The sequence below is a fragment of the Cupriavidus oxalaticus genome (assembly GCF_016894385.1).
In the GTDB taxonomy this organism is placed as follows: domain Bacteria; phylum Pseudomonadota; class Gammaproteobacteria; order Burkholderiales; family Burkholderiaceae; genus Cupriavidus; species Cupriavidus oxalaticus.
Genome location: NZ_CP069811.1, coordinates 383,178 through 399,238 on the forward strand (window position 1 = coordinate 383,178; position 16,061 = coordinate 399,238).

Consider the following 16,061-nt stretch of genomic DNA (forward strand, 5'->3'; position numbering starts at 1 on the left):
TGTCCATCCGTCAGCGGAACAGGTGGCGGGCCAGCACGTGGTACTTGTGCACCTCGGTCGGGCCTTCATAGATGCGGGCAGGGCGCTGCGAGCGGTACCAGTGCGCGATGGGGTTGTCCAGCGACACCCCGGCCGCGCCAAACACCTGCACGCCGCGGTCGAGCACGCGGCCGACCACCTCGGTGGCCTGCATCTTGATCAGGCTGGCCTCGACGCGCGTGTCGTGGCCGGCGTCGGCCTTCCTGGCGGCGGCGTACATCATCAGGCGGCACTGGTTGATGTCGATCCACGAGTCCACGACCATGGCCTGGATCGCCTGCTTCTGCGACAGGGCGGAGCCGAAGGCCACGCGCTGCTTCGCATACTCGGTCATCATGTCGAGCGTGCGCATGGCGATGCCCAGCGCGCGCGCGCCGACGCCGAAGCGCGCCTGCGACAGGATGATCTGCGCGTTGCGGAAGCCTTCGCCGCTGGCGCCGATCAACGCGTCCTCCGTCACTTCGCAGTTGTCGAAGATCAGCTCGTTGGTGATCATGCCGTCCAGCGTCTGGATGTCGCGCGACACCTTCAGGCCCGGGTTGGACTTGTCCACCGCGAACATGGAGATGCCGCCGTGCTGGCGCTTTTCCTGGTCAGTCACGGCCACGACGAAGATCACCTCGGCGGGGCCGACGCTGGAGATGAAGACCTTGGTGCCGTTGATCACCCACTTGTCGCCCCGCTTGACGGCCTTGGTCTGGATCGCATTGCCGGGGTCGGCGCCGCCCGAGGGCTCGGTCTGCGCAAACGCATACCGCAGCCGGTCCTCCAGGCAGGGATCGAGGTAGCGCGCCTTCTGCACGCCCGTGGCGTTGAAGAGGAACGGCGGCACCCGCCCCCCGAACTGCAGCGGCACGAGGCATTGGTAGCTCTCCTCGGTGACCGCCAGTTGCTGCGTCACGGTCAGCCTGGCGCCGCCCAGATGCTCGGGCAGCGTCAGGCCCCACAGGCCCACCTCCCTGGCGGCCCGGGTGCCGGGCAGCAGGTCCTGCGGGGTGATCTCGCCGCCCTGCAGCTTCCTGGCCTCCAGCGGCATCTGGTGCTTGTGCACCAGCTTGCGGGTGAGGTCGACGATGGCACGCGTGTCCTCGTCGAATTCGACCATGTAGTCGATCATGGACATGTCTCCTTGTTGTCAGTCGTAATTCAGATGCTGAGCACGTGCGCGTAGCAGACGGCGCCCACGCCCACCATGTGCGCGAGCCCGGTGCGCGCCCGGGGCTGCTGCCGCTGCCCGGCCTCGCCGCGCAGTTGCAGCGTGATTTCGGCGATCTGGCCAACGCCGGTGGGACCGATCGGGTGCCCCATGGCAATGAGCCCGCCGGATGGGCTCACCGCCACCTTGCCGCCGATGTGGAAGTCGCCCGCCTTCAGGGCCGGTATGGCCTGGCCCGGCTTGCACAGGCCCATGGCCTCGAGGTACAGCACTTCCTCGATCGCAAAGGCGTCGTGCAGCTCGACCACGTCGAGCGCCGTGGGCGCTACGCCGGCCTCCTGCAGCGCCTGCAGGCAGGTGGCCTGCGTGAGCAGTTCGTCGAACGCGGTGGCGTCCTTGTAGACGGCCTGGCTCCGGGCGGCCGACGACAGCACCCGCACCGCGCGGCCGGGATCGATGCCATGCGCCTGGATCGCGTCTTCGGACATCAGCACCACGGCCGCCGCGCCTTCGCCGACCGGCGTGCATTGCAGCACCGTGAGGTCGCCCGACACCTTGCGCCCGCCCAGCACCTCGTCGAGCGTGCGCGGCTTCTGGCGCTGGGCGTTCGGGTTGAGCGCGCCGTTGTTGTGGTTCTTCACCGCCGCCAGCGCGATGTCGCGCATGTCGGCGCCGGAGCGATGCACGTATTTGTCTGCCAGCAGCGCAAAGTGGGTGAAGGGCGCGATGTACTCGCTGGCCAGTTGCTCGATGCCGGCCTGCGTCTCGCCGCGCACCACCGGCGCGCGCTTGTCCACGCCCAGCACCAGCGCGGTATCGGCCAGGCCGCTGGCCACTTCGATGCAGGCATTGCGGAACGCCGTGGAACCGGAGGCCGAAGCGTTTTCGACATGGGCGATGGGCAGTCCTGTCGCCCCGAGGTGGCGCAGGATGGGCCTGCCGCAGGCCATGCCCAGCAGCGCCCGGGCAACATAGGCCGTGTCCACGCCGGCGATCGGCACCCCCGCGTCTGCCAGCGCCTGGCGCGCGGCAGTCAGGCCCAGGGTTACGTACGGCGTATCCGACGGATCCTGGTAGCGGTGCCAGCCAATGCCCACGACGTACACCGGGCGCAGGTCTTTCAGTGTCCGCTTCATGCCGTCACCCCGAAGCGGAATGCCAGCACCGCGGGGTCTTGCCCGCGCTGACGCAGCACGCCATGCACGCGGCGGCCATGCCAGTCGCCCGCCGCGTGCCCCACGTCCAGCAGGGCGCGCACCACCGGGCCGGCATCGAGCCGGACTTCGGCCACCGTGAATGGCACCGCGGGCTCCGGCTGGGCATGGATGTGGACCTGGCTGCTGCCGAGCACCACGCCTTGCGCGGCCAGTTCGATATCGGCCAGTTCGGCGCTGCCGCAGCACTCGCAGCCGTAGTGCTGGGGTGGGAACGCCACTTCATTGCACGCGGTGCAGCGGACTCCCTTGAGAAAAGGGGTCTGATGGGCGTCCCAACCACAGAGGGTGGGTTTTTCGATCTGGAAGCTTGTCTCGTCTGTCGTCATGTTTTTTCCTCAACTTACTTACCATATGGTCGGTAAGTTTGTATGATTTGGCAAATAGGGTTTTCCGCAGGTCCTGCCTTTCCATCCCATCCATCTCAACAAGGAGCACCAGCATGGGCCCACTCGCAGGCGTCAAAGTGATCGAAATCAGCGGCATCGGACCCGGTCCGTTCTGCGGCATGCTGCTGGCCGACCTGGGGGCGACCGTCATCGCCGTCGAGCCGCCGGAGCGCCTGGCCGCGCCGGAACGGCCCCATGCCATCACCAGCCGCGGCAAGCAATCGGTGGTGCTGAATCTCAAGGATCCCGTCGCCGTGGAGGCCGTGTTGCGGCTGTGCGAGGACGCCGACCTGCTGATCGAGGGCATGCGTCCCGGCGTGATGGAGCGCCTGGGCCTCGGACCAGAGGTGTGTCTGCAGCGCCGGCCCGCGCTGGTGTACGGCCGCATGACGGGCTGGGGCCAGCATGGCCCGTGGGCGCCGCGCGCCGGCCACGACAGCAACTACACCGCCCTCAGCGGCGCCCTGTGGTTTGCCGGGCCGGCCGGTGAGCCGCCGGTGGCGCCGTCCACCGTACTGGGCGACGTGGCCGGCGGCGCGCTGTATCTGGCAGTGGGGCTGCTGGCCGCCCTGCAGCATGCGCGCAGCACGGGGCAAGGACAGGTCGTCGATGCCGCCATCGTCGATGGCGCGGCCCACATGCTGAACCTGATGCTGGGTGCCATCCAGCGGCGCGGCGGCAACTTCGAGCGCGGCACGCAGGCTTTTGACAGTTCGCACTGGGCGGCGCAAAGCTACCAGTGCCGGGACGGCGGCTGGATCAACTTTGCGCCGCTGGAGCCGAAGTTCTATGCCGAACTGCTCGCGCGCCTGGGGCTGGACGGCGACGCGCGCTTTGTCCGCGGCCAGAACGACCCCGGCCTGTGGCCCGAGCTCAGGCAAGCCATGGCCGCACTGATGCGCTCGCGCACCCGCGCCGAATGGGAAGCCCGCCTGGGCGGCAGCGACGCCTGCTGGGCGCCCGTGCTGGCGCCGCACGAGGCCGCCCGCCACCCGCACATGGCCGCGCGCCAGAGCTATGTCGAGCGTGGCGGCGTGCTGCAGGCCGCGCCCGCGCCGCGGTTCTCGGCCACGCCGCTGGCGATGCGGGACATCGCGCCCGTCGGTACCCACACGCGTGAAATTCTGAGCACCCTGGCTCTCACGCCCGATAATCTGGAAAATTTGCTTCGTTCACAAAATACTTGAATTCGCCTGACCATGACCGCAACAACACCCCGTCCCGCCCGAACCCGACGCACCCAGGAGGAGCGGCGCGCCACGTCGGAGCTGGCCTTGATCAAAGCCGCCATGACGGTCATGCGCGCCAAGGGCGTGGGCGGCATGACGATTGCCGAGGTGGCCGAGTCCGCGGGCGTCAGCAAGGGTCTCGTCGTTCACCTGTACGGCAACAAGCAGGCCCTGCAACTGGCCGTGCTGACCGAGCTGCGCACCGAGTTCGCCAAGCGCTTCCACCAGGCGGAAGGGCACACGGTCGGCCTCGAGCGCCTGCGCAGCTTCATACGCGCGCACTTCGGCAGCCTCAGCAAGCCGGACTCCAACACCCAGGTGTTCTCGGCGCTGTTGTCGGAGGCCATCTTTCAGGATCAGGAGTTCGCCGCGGACGTCGCGAGCATGAACGACGCCACGATCGCTTTCGTGCGCGAGTGCCTGGAGGCAGAACAGTCCCGGGGCACCCGCTTCATCGAGTCCGACCTGGACAGCCTGGCCACCTTCATTGTCGCCAACATGCGCGGCATCGCGCAGGTCTTTTCCATCAACGCCACTGCCAGGAGCAAGACCCTTGATACGAAAAAGCTGATGCACCTGTGCGAGGCGATGGTGGACCGCATGGTGGTTTCCGCTTGATGGTGAACTGGCGGCTCCGGCGGCAACCCCGCCAGGCCGATCAGGAAGCGATTCGCCGACGAGGAAATCGCCTTGCTTCCGGAAACGCAATGGTGGGATTGGCCGGACAAGAATTGGAGAGGCCGTGTCTTTGCCGTGCTCATCCAACATTGGCGGCCTCTGGCGGCCGGCGGGCTGGCTGCCATTGGGGTTTGCTCACGCGAGCGACTTGTCGGAGACCCGTGACCTGGAGGTCGGCATCGCACAGGGCCGCTTCGTCGTGCCGCACGTCGAGGTCGCGCGCGACCTGGCGCTCGGTGCGCTCGTCTACGGCATCGGCACCATGCTGCGTCCCGGTGCGCCGGCAGACTATCCGGAGCAGGTCATCCTGGCTGTGCTGCGCGCGCTCGGCCTCAACGAGGCCGAGGCGGCCGCGCTCGCCACGGCGCCGCTGCCGCAGACCCATGCGCCGCAGGGCGTGATCTTCGAGCGGATCGGGGCCAATCCGCAGCCTGACTGATGACGCCCGTCGCGATGGATCAGCTTCCGAATCGCTTGAATGGGGATCACACTACTGCCTTCGATCAGGGCGCGGCATGATGCACTGCAGTGAAAGACACCCTGATCGTCACGAATAACCAGAAAGGAGAGTGAAGTGATTACTAGCGCACGCAATCAATTCTCGGGCGAAGTCGCGGAGGCGAAGCACGGCGCCGTCAACGACGAAGTCACGCTGCGCCTGGCCGGCGGGCAGGAAATCGTTGCCACGGTGACCAGCGAAAGCGCCAGGCGCCTCGGGCTTGCATCAGGCAAGAAGGCTGTTGCCATGGTCAAGGCCAGCTCGGTGATCGTCATGGTAGACGTCGATGTCAGCAAGGTATCGGCGCGCAACGCGATCAGTGGCAAGGTCACCAACGTCACCAAGGGGGCAGTCAACACGGACGTGACCGTGACCGACGATACGGGTCTGGCGATCTCCGCCATCATCACCAATAGCAGCGCTGAGCGGCTCGGGCTGGTCGTCGGCAAGCCTGCAGCCGCCATCTTCAAGGCGTCGAGCGTGATCGTGGCGGTAGATGGCTGACCGGGTGTAACAGGCGTCAGGCCAGCAGCTTCAGCAATGCCTTGATTTCGGCGGAGCAGGCGGCTGAGGCCTGCGCTTCGATGGCGCGATAGAGCCGGATGACGTCTTCGCCTTCCGGCGTCAGCGTACTGCCGCCGCGGTGCTCGCCGCCGTGTTCGGACAGCACGGCGGGCCGCCGCATCGACTGGTTGATTTCCTGCAGCAGCAGCCAGGCGCGCCGGTACGACATGTCGAGGCTGCGTGCCGCGGCCGAAATCGAACCATGCTCGCGGATGGCCTCGAGCAGGTCCACCTTGCCAGGACCGACGGCGACCACGTCGGCCACCGTCACGCGCATCCGGAACCGGACCTTGGGCTTGCCGACAACGGTACGGGAGCGGGGCAATGGACGTTTAACCATCGCGCAAGTGTACTGCAATGCCCGGGTTCCACGGCGTCCGGGTGTGATGACGGCGCCGGGTTCCAGGCATGTTTGGTCGCACGATCGAGCGTTTGACCGCCGTTATATACGACGCTATATTTCGCTCATGAATTGTTCCCTTCTCCTGCTCGATGCCTTTGCCGCGCACCCCGGCGACCCGGTGTCGCGTGCGCTGTCGGGTGTGCTGGAAAGCGCCGGCGCCGGTTGCCTGCCACGTTTCGCCCAGTGGCTGGGGTTGCCGCCGGACGAATTCCGGCAGATGCTGGACACCTGTTTCCCCGGTGCGGCAGCAGCAGGCTGGGCACCTGACGTCCCAGCCGCGGACCCAGGCGCCTTGCCTTGCGAATTTGGCGATCTGGTGGAGATGCTCTGGAGCGGGCGGTCTGCCGGCCACGATAGCCAACTGGTGCGTTGGGCAGCGCACGCCCTCGCCTGCGGATGCTTCGGCCGGACGCACCTGTGGCAGGACATGGGATTGTCAGGGCGCGAGGATGTATCGGGCCTGCTGCGCGCGATGTTCGAGCCGGTGTTCCTTGCCAACACCACGGACATGAAATGGAAGAAGTTCTTCTATCACCGAGTTTGTGAGCGGTTGGACCTGCATCCCTGCCCGGAGCCTTCCTGCAGTGGCTGCGACCAGTTCGCCAACTGTCATGGACCGGAGCCGGGGCTGGACCAGGCGCAGGCGGTGCCCATATTGCCCTCGGCAAAGCGGCCATGAGAGGAACAATCCCGGATATGCGATGAACTCCCCCAGGCCGGCGAGCAAGATGGTGCCGGCCCGGGTTCCCCGTGTGCCCTGAGTCGCTTCGGGCCCCGACGCGGAAGAGATTTCCATCGGCTTCAGGCCTTATACCGCGCGGCCTCCTCCGATCCCTTGGTGGCATTGCCCGCGCTGTACGAGTGCGCGCCATGCCGTGATGTGGTCGGCAGGGGCGGGCTGGGGGAACCAGACGTCATCGGCTACGGGATGGACTCCGGCGATTAGCGCAAGGCTGTCTGCCAGTCGCGAACGGCAATCCGGTTGACCGCGATGGCCTGCCTGGGACCCAGGCGCCGATCCTGCAGCGAAATCAACTGCAGGCCTCCCGCCGTGGCAGGTAGCAGGTCCCCGTCTTGCTCCACCAACAGCATCGCGCCGTTGCCGATATCCGAGTTATACAACTCATGCCAACTGAACAGGCACGCGTAGCCGTCGCCGGCCATGACGGCAATGACCAGTCGCTTGCACTGGGAGCGCGGCAATGATTGCATGCCCGCCGCGTCAAGCAAGTCGGTCAACAGGACGCCGCGCAGATGACTGACTGTCCGGATATGGCGGCCGGAGAAGCATTCGATGGTGACGGGTCCCCTATGCGTTCCCGCCAGGTCCAGCAGGTCTTCCCGTTCGTACCGGCGCCCATGCGGCAGGATGCCATCTATTGAAAGACTGTCGGAATAGTGGTGGATGGCCTGGCTTGTCGAATCAGCTCGCATATCGCCGTTTCCTCTGGATTGGCACTGCGTGCCGCGGCACCAGTGCCCGAGCCACATCGACGACAACGCCGCGCCGCCGTGCGCGAAACACTGCGCTCGGTGAGCAGCATGTGTAAAACGCGGACCAGATGCGAATCGACCAACTCCCTTGGCATGCCATTGTTCCCGAAGCCCTCTACGTCCCGAACCGTTATATACATTGTGACATAGCGGACGGCGAATGGTCATGTTCGGAATGACATGAAGGTTATCGGTAACGGGTTGGGGATTTCCCAGGGAGCGTCATGCCCGGCCGCCACAGGTCATCCGCCGTACCCCAGCCTGGAACACGATTGCGTCGCAAGGTGTCTCTTGAACCAGCCCACCGTGAGCGTTGCGACGTCTTCCAGCGCCTTGCGGTCTTCGAATCCGCGGCCATTGGTTGGGATGATCCTCAACTGCCGCGGGCAATGCATCTGCTCAAACGCAAGATTGTTGATCTGTATGCTCTTTGGATCGCCGCTTGCACTGATCAGCAAGGCAGGGATCTCGAGGCGCTGCAGGCTGGCGGTACCTGCGAGGTCCAGCCGCCCCGCAACACAGGCCACCGCGCGAAGTTCTGCGGCGCTGCACGCGGCCGAGCGCAAGACCGCCGCTGCGGCGGTGCCGGTACTAAGCAAGCCGACAGGCAGGTCTGCGCAGGGCGTTCCCGCGTGCAGGAAGCTCAGCGTCTGGTTTAACCTTGCCACCAATTCATCGACATCCGACTCGGGCGCGTCGTCGAAGCGGCGGTCGGGCTGCAGGTCCACAAGCACGGTAGCGAATCCATTCGCGCGCAGCTTGCGTGCCAGGTAATGACTGCGGGCATCGCGGCGTTGCGCGCCACCGGCATGAACCATCACCGCGACCCCGATGGGGTTCGGGGCGGTTTCGAACATTGCCCGCAGGCAAGTCGTCTGGTACGGAATGAGCATCGCCCTGCTGATTGCCGGCACGCGCGTGTCCGCACCTGGCCGGGCATGGCCCGGGGGTTGCGCCGGCTGCATCGCCGTCACCTGTCGGACAAAATCGTCGGTGACCAGGCTGAACTCGTGATAGAAATGCGCAAGGTTTTCGATGCAATCCGGGGTATCCAGGCAGATGACTTCATCCGCCAGCGCGCGGATCCTGTCCAGTCCCGCCCTTGCGGCGATCGGAAGCGCGCAGACGAGCCGGGCGGGCCGCCGCTTGCGCAGGCTGGAGAGGGCCGCATACATCGTCGCGCCGCTCACCAGGCCGTCATCCACGACAATCACCACCCGACCGCCCGGATCCGCCTGCTTGCGAACCGGCTTGTAAACCGCGCGTTGCCTGCGAAGCTGGTCGAACTGGGCGTCACGTTGGCTGTCGGCGTCGCCATGCGCGTTCGCTTCGCCCGTGCACCAGGTCATGCCTGAGTCGTCCAGTGCCACCCCCGGGACGATGCGGCGCGCCATCACAAGGTCGAATTCGGCGTCCAGCGCGTCGGCGACGACGCGCCCGACTGGCACCCCACCGCGAGGGATCGCCAGGACCAGGGCGCCGGTTCCCCGATATGCACGCAGAGCCCGCGCCAGTTCCGTTCCGGCATGTTCACGGGTCTGAAAACGTGTTTGATAAGGGCGCATTGGGAACGGAAGAGAATCAATGATCAATCTGTAGGACCGCGGCACCGGAAATGCGGCCGTCACGCAGATCGGCTAACGCTGCATTGGCCTGCTCCAGCGGATAGGCGGTGGTGTGTGTATGCAGCAAGGTGCGGGCGGCGACTTCCATCAGCGCGATCCCGTCGGCGCGCGTCAGGTTGGCGACGGAACACAGGCGTCTTTCTTCCCAAAGCAGCTCGTAAGGCATGCTTGGAATATCGCTCATGTGAATGCCGCCGCAGACAACGGTGCCCCCCTTGTCCACGGCGCGCAGCGCTTTGGGCACCAGTGCGCCCACCGGTGCGAAAATCAGCGCGGCGTCCAGGAGCGCGGGAGGCTGGTGATCGCTTGAGCCGGCCCAGCAGGCTCCGGTCTGGTATGCCAGCTGCTGGGCGCCGGTGTCGCCCGCGCGGGTGAACGCGAAGACCTCCCGGCCTTGTGCCACGGCAATCTGCGACACCAGGTGGGCGGCTGCGCCAAAGCCGTAGATGCCAAGGCGACGTGCATCGGCGGCAGGACCCGCCATGCGCAGCGTCCGGTAGCCGATCAGGCCGGCACAGAGCAGCGGGGCAGCGTGCTCGTCATCGTAGGCAGGCGGAATCCCGAAGCAATACTTGCTGTCTGCGACAACATACTCGGCGTAGCCGCCATCGCGCGTATAGCCCGTAAAGAGCGGTGCATCGCAGAGGTTTTCGTGATGACGCAGGCAGTAGCGACAGTGGCCGCAGGTATGGCCAAGCCATGGCACACCCACGCGGTCGCCCGGCCTGAAGGCGGTGACACCCGCTCCGCAGGCATCCACCCGTCCAACGATCTCGTGTCCGGGGATGAGCGCCGGCTTGGGATGGCGCAGGTCGCCATCGACGATATGCAGGTCGGTCCGGCATACGCCGCAAGCAGCAACAGCGATGCGTACCTCGCCGGGCCCGGGCTCGGGTACTGGCACGCGCACCAGTGCCAGGGGCTGCCCCGCGCCCGCATATTGCATGGCTCGCATGGTCTCTGGCATGGCGAGGTCCTTCTCGGCGCCCGGGCGTGGATCAGCCTTCGATCTCGCTGCGGACCAGCAGCAGGGGCTTGCTGGTCTGGGACAGAACGCCTTCCGCTACGCTGCCCATCAGCAGGCGCCTGACGCCGCGCCGCCCATGCGTGCCCATGACAATCATGTCGGCATTCCATTTGTCGGCTTCGACGGCGATGGTCGTGGAGATCCGGCCCGGAGCCACCGGCTTCTCGTCCAGTTGCGCATGGCATCGGATTCCCGCCTGGCTGAGGCGTGCCGTCGCAGCGTCCAGCGCCTTGCCGCCGTACGAGATTTGCTGGTTCGCCACTTCGCGGGGATCGAAATAGCCCGCCTCAAAGTACACATCGCTGTCATCGACCACAAATAACGCCTTGACTTCGGCGCCGGTTGCCGCGGCGATGGCGATGGCCTGGCTGAGCGCCAGGTCGGAGGAGTGGCTGCCGTCCACGGCGAGCAGGATGCGCTGGTACATGCGATGCTCCTGTGAGGGGGGACTGCATAGTCCCGTCTGGATTCGATGCGTTCAGCCTAGACGGCGGCGTTGGATGGAGCTTGATATTGGTCAAACCAAGGTGTGGCCGCAGCATCGCGGGCAGGCTGGTGCCGTGCCCATGCGCTTGCCAGTTCCCATTCCCGGACGGCTGCGCCCTCGGTCGGCGCCGCCTGCTGCACCTGTCGTCCAGCGCCGCTGGACACGTCATCGACAGTGCTGGCGATCCTTGATCCGGATCAAGCGTCCAGGGATGCTGTTTCCTAGACTTGCGGTAATGGCCAGCGTCCCCGTGCCGTCATCGGCTGCCTCGCTCTGGCGTCAAAGGAAACCGCCATGCAACTGCAATTTCTCGGCGCGACCGATACGGTCACCGGCTCAAAGTACCTGCTCGATACCGGCCGGCGCCGGATACTGGTCGATTGCGGCCTGTTCCAGGGATACAAGAACCTGCGCCTGCGCAACTGGGACCCACTGCCGCTGGATCCGGCCAACCTCGACGCCGTGGTGCTGACCCATGCCCACATCGACCACAGCGGCTATTTGCCGCTGTTGGTGCGAAACGGCTTTCGGGGGAGCGTGTATTGCACGATGGGCACCGCGCAGCTGTGCTGCATCCTGCTGCCGGACTGCGCTCACCTTGCCGAGGAGGACGCTGCCTATGCGAATCGCAAGGGATTTTCCCGCCACCGGCCCGCCTTGCCACTCTACACGGGCGCCGACGCTGAACGGTCGCTGCGCCGGCTTCAGCCGACACAGTTCGGCAAGCGCTTCCAGGTCGTTCCCGGCGTCGAGGCCGAATTCACCCGGGCCGGACATATCATCGGTTCGGCGATTGTCACCTTGTATGCCGGGGGCAAGCGCATCGTCTTCTCGGGGGATCTGGGGCGGCAGCAGGACATTGTCATGCGCGCGCCGGAAATGGTGCGGCAGGCGGATTACCTGCTGGTGGAGTCAACCTACGGTGACCGGCGTCATCCGGACGACGACCCGCTGGACGCCCTTGGCGAGATCGTAAGCCGGACGGTAGGCCGCGGCGGCAGCTTGATCATTCCGGCCTTCGCTGTCGGGCGCACGCAAAGCTTGCTCTACTGCCTGCACCGCCTGCGCGAGCTCAAGCGCATCCCGGACGTGCCGGTGTACCTCAACAGCCCGATGGCCATTGATGCGACCACCATCTTCTCTCTGCATCCGGAAGAATTGCGTATCAGCCGCGAGGCGTGCACCGCTGCCTGCAACCTTGCGACGCCGGTGCAGAGCATGGAACAGTCGATCTGGCTGAACCAGGATCACAGCCCGAAAATCATCCTTGCCGGCAGCGGCATGGCGACCGGCGGCCGCGTGGTGCATCATCTTGCTGCCTACGGGCCGAATCCCCGCAATACCATCCTGCTGTCCGGCTTCCAGGCGGCGGGTACGCGCGGCGCGGCGCTGGCTGCGGGCCGGCGCGAGATCCGCCTGCATGGCAAGGACATCGCCGTGCGCGCCACCGTGGAGCAAGTGGAGCACCTGTCCGCGCATGCCGACGCTGGCGAGCTCATGACCTGGCTTGGCGGCTTTCACCAGGCGCCCCGGTGTACGTTCGTCGTGCATGGCGAGCCGCAGGCGAGCGACGCCCTGCGCCAGCACATCGAGCGGGACCTGCAGTGGACAGTGACCATGCCGGAGTACAGGCGGTCATATCCGCTCGATTGATCACGCCGGCACTTGTCGCCGGGGTCGATGCCAGGCTTGCCGTACTCGCCTCGCTTCGATCCCTCCCCGTGCCATCCAATCACTTCGCGGTGGGCATCGCGAACTCGGCTCCACGAGCCGTATCGTCGGGCCAGCGTTGCATGATGCTCTTCTGGCGGGTGTAGAAGCGCACGCCTTCCTCGCCATAGGCGTGCATGTCGCCGAACAGCGAACGCTTCCAGCCGCCAAAGCCATGCCACGCCATCGGCACGGGGATCGGTACGTTAATGCCCACCATGCCCACTTCGATACGGCGGGCGAACTCGCGGGCAATTTGCCCATCCCGTGTGTAGCAGGCCACGCCGTTTCCGAATTCGTGCCCGTTGATCAGCTTCACGGCTTGCGCGAAGTCATCCACTCGCACGCATGACAGCACCGGACCAAAAATCTCTTCCCGATAGATGCGCATGCCGGTTGTCACGTTGTCAAACAGCGTGCCGCCAGTGAAGAACCCTTGCTCGTGGCCAGGCACCTTGTAGTTGCGGCCATCGACGAGCAGCGTGGCACCTTCTTCCACGCCGAGCGCAATGTAGTTCTCGATGCGTTCCAGCGCCTGCCCCGTCACGACCGGGCCCATCTCTGCGTCAGCCTCCATGCCGTTCTTGATGACCAGCTCGCGCGTGCGCGCTGCGAGCTTCGGCATGATCTTGTCCGCCACGTCGCCCACGAGCACCGCCACCGAGATGGCCATGCAGCGTTCGCCTGCCGAGCCATATGCTGCCCCGATCAGTCCGTCGACTGCCTGGTCGATATCCGCGTCGGGCATCACCACCATGTGGTTCTTCGCGCCACCCAGGGCCTGGACCCGCTTGCCGAGCCTGGCGCCGGTTTCATAGATGTAGTTCGCAATGGGAGTCGACCCGACGAAGCTCACGGCCTTGACATCGTCATGCTGAAGCAGGGCGTCGACGACGGTCTTGTCACCCTGAACGACGTTGAACACGCCATCGGGAAGTCCTGCCTCCCTGAGGAGGCGGGCCATGAAGAGCGATGCCGATGGGTCGCGCTCGCTTGGCTTCAGGATGAAGCAGTTGCCCGTGGCGATGGCGACGGGGAACATCCAGCACGGCACCATGCAAGGAAAGTTGAACGGGGTGATGCCCGCGACAACACCCAGCGGCTGGCGCATCGTCCAGTTGTCCATGCCGGTCGAAACCTGGTCCGTGAAGTCGCCCTTGAGCAACTGAGGGACGCCGCAGGCAAACTCAATGATGTCGATGCCGCGGCTGACTTCGCCGGCGGCGTCGCTCAGCACCTTGCCGTGCTCGGCCGTGATGATCGCGGCCAGCTCGTCCTTGTTCCGGTTCATCAGTTCGAGGAACTTCAGCATGACACGCGCCCGGCGAATGGGCGGGGTATCGGCCCACTTCGGAAACGCGGCAACGGCGGATGCGACGGCGGCATCAACGTCCGCGGCCGTACCCAGTCGGACCTGGCGCGAAACCGCGCCGGTGGCGGGATTGAACACCGCCTGCGAGCGCGTGCCGTTGCCTTCGTACGGCTCGCCGGAAACAAAATGGATCACATCTGCGGGGTCGGTGTACGGCGCAGTCACGGGCATCTCCTGTCAGTGCCGGGCGGCGGTTCGGAATGCCCGCCGCGTGGTCGATGCCTGGAGTGTATGGACGGCGCAAACCAGAGGGTAGTCCTCCGGCGGTGAACTCATTGTTCAGGAAATTTGGCTACCACCATGTTATAGATATGAAATGTCACGGGATCGATGTGGCGATTAACGGGGGTTGCATGCGAAAAGACAACGTCGAGGAACTCTGGGAGCACTTGCACTGGCTGGTCGTGCTGCACCAGCAGGGCAGCTTCAGCAAGGCTGCCGCGCGCCTTGGCGTAAGCAAGGCGTCGATGAGCCAGCACATTGCGGATCTCGAGAAGGCTGCCGGGATTGCGCTGGTTCAGCGGACGACCCGCAGTGCGACCCTGACCGATGCCGGACGGCAACTGGTCGAATCCATGCGCGGCGCGTTCGAGCAGATCGCAACCGGCTACGCCAATGTGCGCGACCTGGCTGGGGTGCCAAGAGGTTTCCTTCGCGTGACCGCTCCGGTGGCTTTCTCCAGGCAGCAGCTGGTGCCTCGCCTGCCAGATTTCCTGCGCCGATATCCGCAGATCCAGCTTGAACTCGATATGTCGGATCGTTTGCGACCGTTGGCCCAGGAGGGCTTTGACATCGCGGTCAGGCATACGTCCGTCCCGCCGGAGACCCATGTGGCATGGACGCTCGCGGCAACGCGCGTTGTTCTGGTGGCAAGCCGTGCTTACCTGCGCAGCAGGGGGGCTCCGGAGACGCCGCAAGCGCTGGCCGATCATGCATGCCTTCACTATCCACGGCTGCAGGGAATGGCCACCTGGACATTCGTCCCTGCGGTTGCCGAGCCCAATGCCACGCACGCTGATCCCGTGACGGTGCCCGTTGCCGGCCCCTTCGCCGTCAATAACAGCGAAGCCCTGCGCGATGCCGCGATCGAAGGCCTGGGCATCGCCCTCCTTCCGGACTTCAGTGCTCAGTCCGCTTTGGAAACAGGCCGGCTCGTCGAAATCTTGCCGCAGTGGCGCTCCACCGGCGCATTCGGGGACTGGCTTTACGCCATCCGCCCATACTCCGCCCACGCCTCACGGGTGTCGCAGGTATTTGTGGACTATTTGCGAGAGACCTTTTCGCAGGGCTTTACGTCGACGCCTCCCAAACTGATTTGATGGTAACGGCCAGGCCCGCCCACTATCGAGCCGACATCTTCCGCGCGATGGCGTCGGCGCTGCGCCGCAGCGGCTCCAGGCATTGCGCCACCATCTGGTCGAGCGTGCGCACGCCCTGGATCCAGACGATGTTGACGCAGCCGTACACGCGTCCCTTCTCCTCCATGATGGGCACGGCCAGCGCCTCCAGCCGGTCGTTGGCCTCGGTGCGCGTCTTGTCGTAGTCGCCACCGAATCCCTGCTCGCGCACGCCGTAGCCGCGCCGCCGCGTGTGCTCGATCGAGCGGGTCAGGTTTGCCGCATCCCGTGCGATCGCGTCGCCGCCCCGGCGGCTGCGGCGCAGGGCCGCCAGGATCGTCTCGCGCTCCTTTTCCGGGCAGAAGGCCAGATACGCCCGTCCCACCGCGGAGCGGAGCATGTTGACCTGGAAGCCAATGCTGTCACGCCGGATCATGAAGTACGACTCGGCCCGGTTCGTCTCGCACAGCACCATGGCGTTGCCGCGCCGGATCGCGAGATCCGAGGGCCACAGGATCTCGGCCTGAAGCCGGTCCAGTTCGGGCGCCGCAAACTGGGCCAGCCGGTCGGTCAGTTCGGACTGCCGCCGGCTTCCCTGGGGCGGGCTGCCGGGACAATAGTGCCCGTCGGCGATGCGCCGCCAGATCAGGGCGCGGCGCTCCAGCGTCACCAGGATGCGCAGCAGGGTCGCCTTCGGCAGTCCCGTTTCGTCGTGCAATGCCTGCAGGCTGGTGCTCCCGGTGCTGCGGACCACATCGAGCACGGCCAGTCCCCGATCCAGCGCCGTGATCGTCTTGACCTTCGGATCCCACATTCCTTGTCTCCCCTGGGGACGCGC

17 protein-coding genes and 1 pseudogene are annotated in these 16,061 nt (G+C 65.7%); 8 read left to right on the forward strand and 10 right to left on the reverse strand.

What is annotated here, in order from left to right; translation table 11 throughout:
- Positions 1 to 10: 10 nt before the first annotated feature.
- The 3 genes from JTE92_RS01680 to JTE92_RS01690 are packed head-to-tail and all read right to left on the reverse strand — an operon-like array spanning position 11 to position 2,738.
- Complete coding sequence (locus JTE92_RS01680; protein ID WP_063239456.1) at positions 11 to 1,156, reverse strand: acyl-CoA dehydrogenase family protein; 1,146 nt, start codon at positions 1,154 to 1,156, stop codon at positions 11 to 13.
- A 29-nt stretch (positions 1,157 to 1,185) separates the two neighbouring features.
- Positions 1,186 to 2,331 (reverse strand): thiolase family protein, encoded by a 1,146-nt coding sequence (locus tag JTE92_RS01685; protein ID WP_063239457.1) that lies wholly within the window; start codon positions 2,329 to 2,331, stop codon positions 1,186 to 1,188.
- Positions 2,328 to 2,738, reverse strand: coding sequence for a Zn-ribbon domain-containing OB-fold protein (locus JTE92_RS01690; protein WP_147318589.1), 411 nt, complete (start codon positions 2,736 to 2,738; stop codon positions 2,328 to 2,330). Before JTE92_RS01690 ends, JTE92_RS01685 begins: the two co-directional genes overlap by 4 nt.
- A 113-nt stretch (positions 2,739 to 2,851) precedes the next feature.
- Between JTE92_RS01690 and JTE92_RS01695 the strand changes: the two genes are divergently transcribed.
- The 5 genes and pseudogenes from JTE92_RS01695 (at position 2,852) to JTE92_RS01710 (ending at position 5,708) form a co-directional block, all read left to right on the forward strand.
- Positions 2,852 to 3,985, forward strand: a complete 1,134-nt coding sequence (locus tag JTE92_RS01695) for a CaiB/BaiF CoA transferase family protein (RefSeq protein ID WP_063239459.1) — start codon at positions 2,852 to 2,854, stop codon at positions 3,983 to 3,985.
- 12 nt (positions 3,986 to 3,997) lie between these two features.
- Positions 3,998 to 4,645 carry a TetR/AcrR family transcriptional regulator gene (locus tag JTE92_RS01700; protein ID WP_084254641.1) on the forward strand — a complete coding sequence of 216 codons (648 nt, stop codon included), beginning with the start codon at positions 3,998 to 4,000 and terminating at the stop codon, positions 4,643 to 4,645.
- Between the two features lie 18 nt (positions 4,646 to 4,663).
- Positions 4,664 to 4,753, forward strand: a pseudogene (locus JTE92_RS30750) (type B chloramphenicol O-acetyltransferase); the annotation flags it as partial.
- Between the two features lie 100 nt (positions 4,754 to 4,853).
- On the forward strand, positions 4,854 to 5,144 hold the full coding sequence (locus JTE92_RS01705) for a hypothetical protein (RefSeq protein WP_063239461.1): 291 nt from the start codon (positions 4,854 to 4,856) through the stop codon (positions 5,142 to 5,144).
- Positions 5,145 to 5,279: 135 nt separating this feature from the next.
- On the forward strand, positions 5,280 to 5,708 hold the full coding sequence (locus JTE92_RS01710; RefSeq protein ID WP_063239462.1) for a TOBE domain-containing protein: 429 nt from the start codon (positions 5,280 to 5,282) through the stop codon (positions 5,706 to 5,708).
- 16 nt (positions 5,709 to 5,724) lie between these two features.
- Here the strand turns inward: JTE92_RS01710 and JTE92_RS01715 are convergent, their stop codons facing one another.
- The gene (locus JTE92_RS01715) at positions 5,725 to 6,108 is read right to left on the reverse strand and encodes a winged helix-turn-helix domain-containing protein (RefSeq protein ID WP_084254642.1); all 384 of its coding nucleotides are present in this window, start codon (positions 6,106 to 6,108) and stop codon (positions 5,725 to 5,727) included.
- 127 nt (positions 6,109 to 6,235) lie between these two features.
- On the opposite strand from JTE92_RS01715, the gene JTE92_RS01720 reads away from it, so the two are divergent.
- Positions 6,236 to 6,850, forward strand: coding sequence for a nitrogen fixation protein NifQ (locus JTE92_RS01720; RefSeq protein WP_063239464.1), 615 nt, complete (start codon positions 6,236 to 6,238; stop codon positions 6,848 to 6,850).
- A 263-nt stretch (positions 6,851 to 7,113) separates the two neighbouring features.
- On the opposite strand, the gene JTE92_RS01725 is transcribed toward JTE92_RS01720, so the two are convergent.
- From JTE92_RS01725 to JTE92_RS01740, 4 genes are all read right to left on the reverse strand, one after another.
- A complete protein-coding gene (locus JTE92_RS01725) occupies positions 7,114 to 7,605 on the reverse strand; it encodes a molybdopterin-binding protein (protein ID WP_063239465.1) in 492 nt (163 codons plus the stop codon).
- A 302-nt stretch (positions 7,606 to 7,907) separates the two neighbouring features.
- Entirely contained in the window at positions 7,908 to 9,293 is a 1,386-nt protein-coding gene (locus tag JTE92_RS01730; protein ID WP_232353386.1) for a phosphoribosyltransferase family protein, read from the reverse strand.
- Complete coding sequence (locus JTE92_RS01735) at positions 9,247 to 10,257, reverse strand: zinc-dependent alcohol dehydrogenase family protein (RefSeq protein WP_063239467.1); 1,011 nt, start codon at positions 10,255 to 10,257, stop codon at positions 9,247 to 9,249. Before JTE92_RS01735 ends, JTE92_RS01730 begins: the two co-directional genes overlap by 47 nt.
- A 31-nt stretch (positions 10,258 to 10,288) precedes the next feature.
- A complete protein-coding gene (locus JTE92_RS01740; protein WP_063239468.1) occupies positions 10,289 to 10,744 on the reverse strand; it encodes a universal stress protein in 456 nt (151 codons plus the stop codon).
- A 354-nt stretch (positions 10,745 to 11,098) separates the two neighbouring features.
- Between JTE92_RS01740 and JTE92_RS01745 the strand changes: the two genes are divergently transcribed.
- Complete coding sequence (locus JTE92_RS01745) at positions 11,099 to 12,457, forward strand: MBL fold metallo-hydrolase RNA specificity domain-containing protein (RefSeq protein ID WP_063239469.1); 1,359 nt, start codon at positions 11,099 to 11,101, stop codon at positions 12,455 to 12,457.
- Between the two features lie 79 nt (positions 12,458 to 12,536).
- On the opposite strand, the gene JTE92_RS01750 is transcribed toward JTE92_RS01745, so the two are convergent.
- Positions 12,537 to 14,051 carry a CoA-acylating methylmalonate-semialdehyde dehydrogenase gene (locus tag JTE92_RS01750; protein WP_239477793.1) on the reverse strand — a complete coding sequence of 505 codons (1,515 nt, stop codon included), beginning with the start codon at positions 14,049 to 14,051 and terminating at the stop codon, positions 12,537 to 12,539.
- 188 nt (positions 14,052 to 14,239) lie between these two features.
- Between JTE92_RS01750 and JTE92_RS01755 the strand changes: the two genes are divergently transcribed.
- Positions 14,240 to 15,205, forward strand: coding sequence for a LysR family transcriptional regulator (locus JTE92_RS01755; protein ID WP_063239646.1), 966 nt, complete (start codon positions 14,240 to 14,242; stop codon positions 15,203 to 15,205).
- A 22-nt stretch (positions 15,206 to 15,227) separates the two neighbouring features.
- Here JTE92_RS01755 and JTE92_RS01760 read toward each other — a convergent pair whose 3' ends face one another.
- Positions 15,228 to 16,037: an IclR family transcriptional regulator domain-containing protein gene (locus JTE92_RS01760; RefSeq protein ID WP_084254643.1), complete on the reverse strand. Its 810-nt coding sequence runs from the start codon at positions 16,035 to 16,037 to the stop codon at positions 15,228 to 15,230.
- Between the last annotated feature and the right edge of the window lie 24 nt (positions 16,038 to 16,061).

Excerpts from the sequence above, each read along its gene's own strand:
- JTE92_RS01680 (WP_063239456.1), bottom strand. The coding sequence starts at position 1,156 with ATGATCGACTACATGGTCGAATTCGACGAGGACACGCGTGCCATCGTC.
- JTE92_RS01685 (WP_063239457.1), bottom strand. The coding sequence starts at position 2,331 with ATGAAGCGGACACTGAAAGACCTGCGCCCGGTGTACGTCGTGGGCATT.
- JTE92_RS01690 (WP_147318589.1), bottom strand. The coding sequence starts at position 2,738 with ATGACGACAGACGAGACAAGCTTCCAGATCGAAAAACCCACCCTCTGT.
- JTE92_RS01695 (WP_063239459.1), top strand. The coding sequence starts at position 2,852 with ATGGGCCCACTCGCAGGCGTCAAAGTGATCGAAATCAGCGGCATCGGA.
- JTE92_RS01700 (WP_084254641.1), top strand. The coding sequence starts at position 3,998 with ATGACCGCAACAACACCCCGTCCCGCCCGAACCCGACGCACCCAGGAG.
- JTE92_RS01715 (WP_084254642.1), bottom strand. The coding sequence starts at position 6,108 with ATGGTTAAACGTCCATTGCCCCGCTCCCGTACCGTTGTCGGCAAGCCC.
- JTE92_RS01720 (WP_063239464.1), top strand. The coding sequence starts at position 6,236 with ATGAATTGTTCCCTTCTCCTGCTCGATGCCTTTGCCGCGCACCCCGGC.
- JTE92_RS01725 (WP_063239465.1), bottom strand. The coding sequence starts at position 7,605 with ATGCGAGCTGATTCGACAAGCCAGGCCATCCACCACTATTCCGACAGT.
- JTE92_RS01735 (WP_063239467.1), bottom strand. The coding sequence starts at position 10,257 with ATGCCAGAGACCATGCGAGCCATGCAATATGCGGGCGCGGGGCAGCCC.
- JTE92_RS01740 (WP_063239468.1), bottom strand. The coding sequence starts at position 10,744 with ATGTACCAGCGCATCCTGCTCGCCGTGGACGGCAGCCACTCCTCCGAC.
- JTE92_RS01745 (WP_063239469.1), top strand. The coding sequence starts at position 11,099 with ATGCAACTGCAATTTCTCGGCGCGACCGATACGGTCACCGGCTCAAAG.
- JTE92_RS01755 (WP_063239646.1), top strand. The coding sequence starts at position 14,240 with ATGCGAAAAGACAACGTCGAGGAACTCTGGGAGCACTTGCACTGGCTG.
- JTE92_RS01760 (WP_084254643.1), bottom strand. The coding sequence starts at position 16,037 with ATGTGGGATCCGAAGGTCAAGACGATCACGGCGCTGGATCGGGGACTG.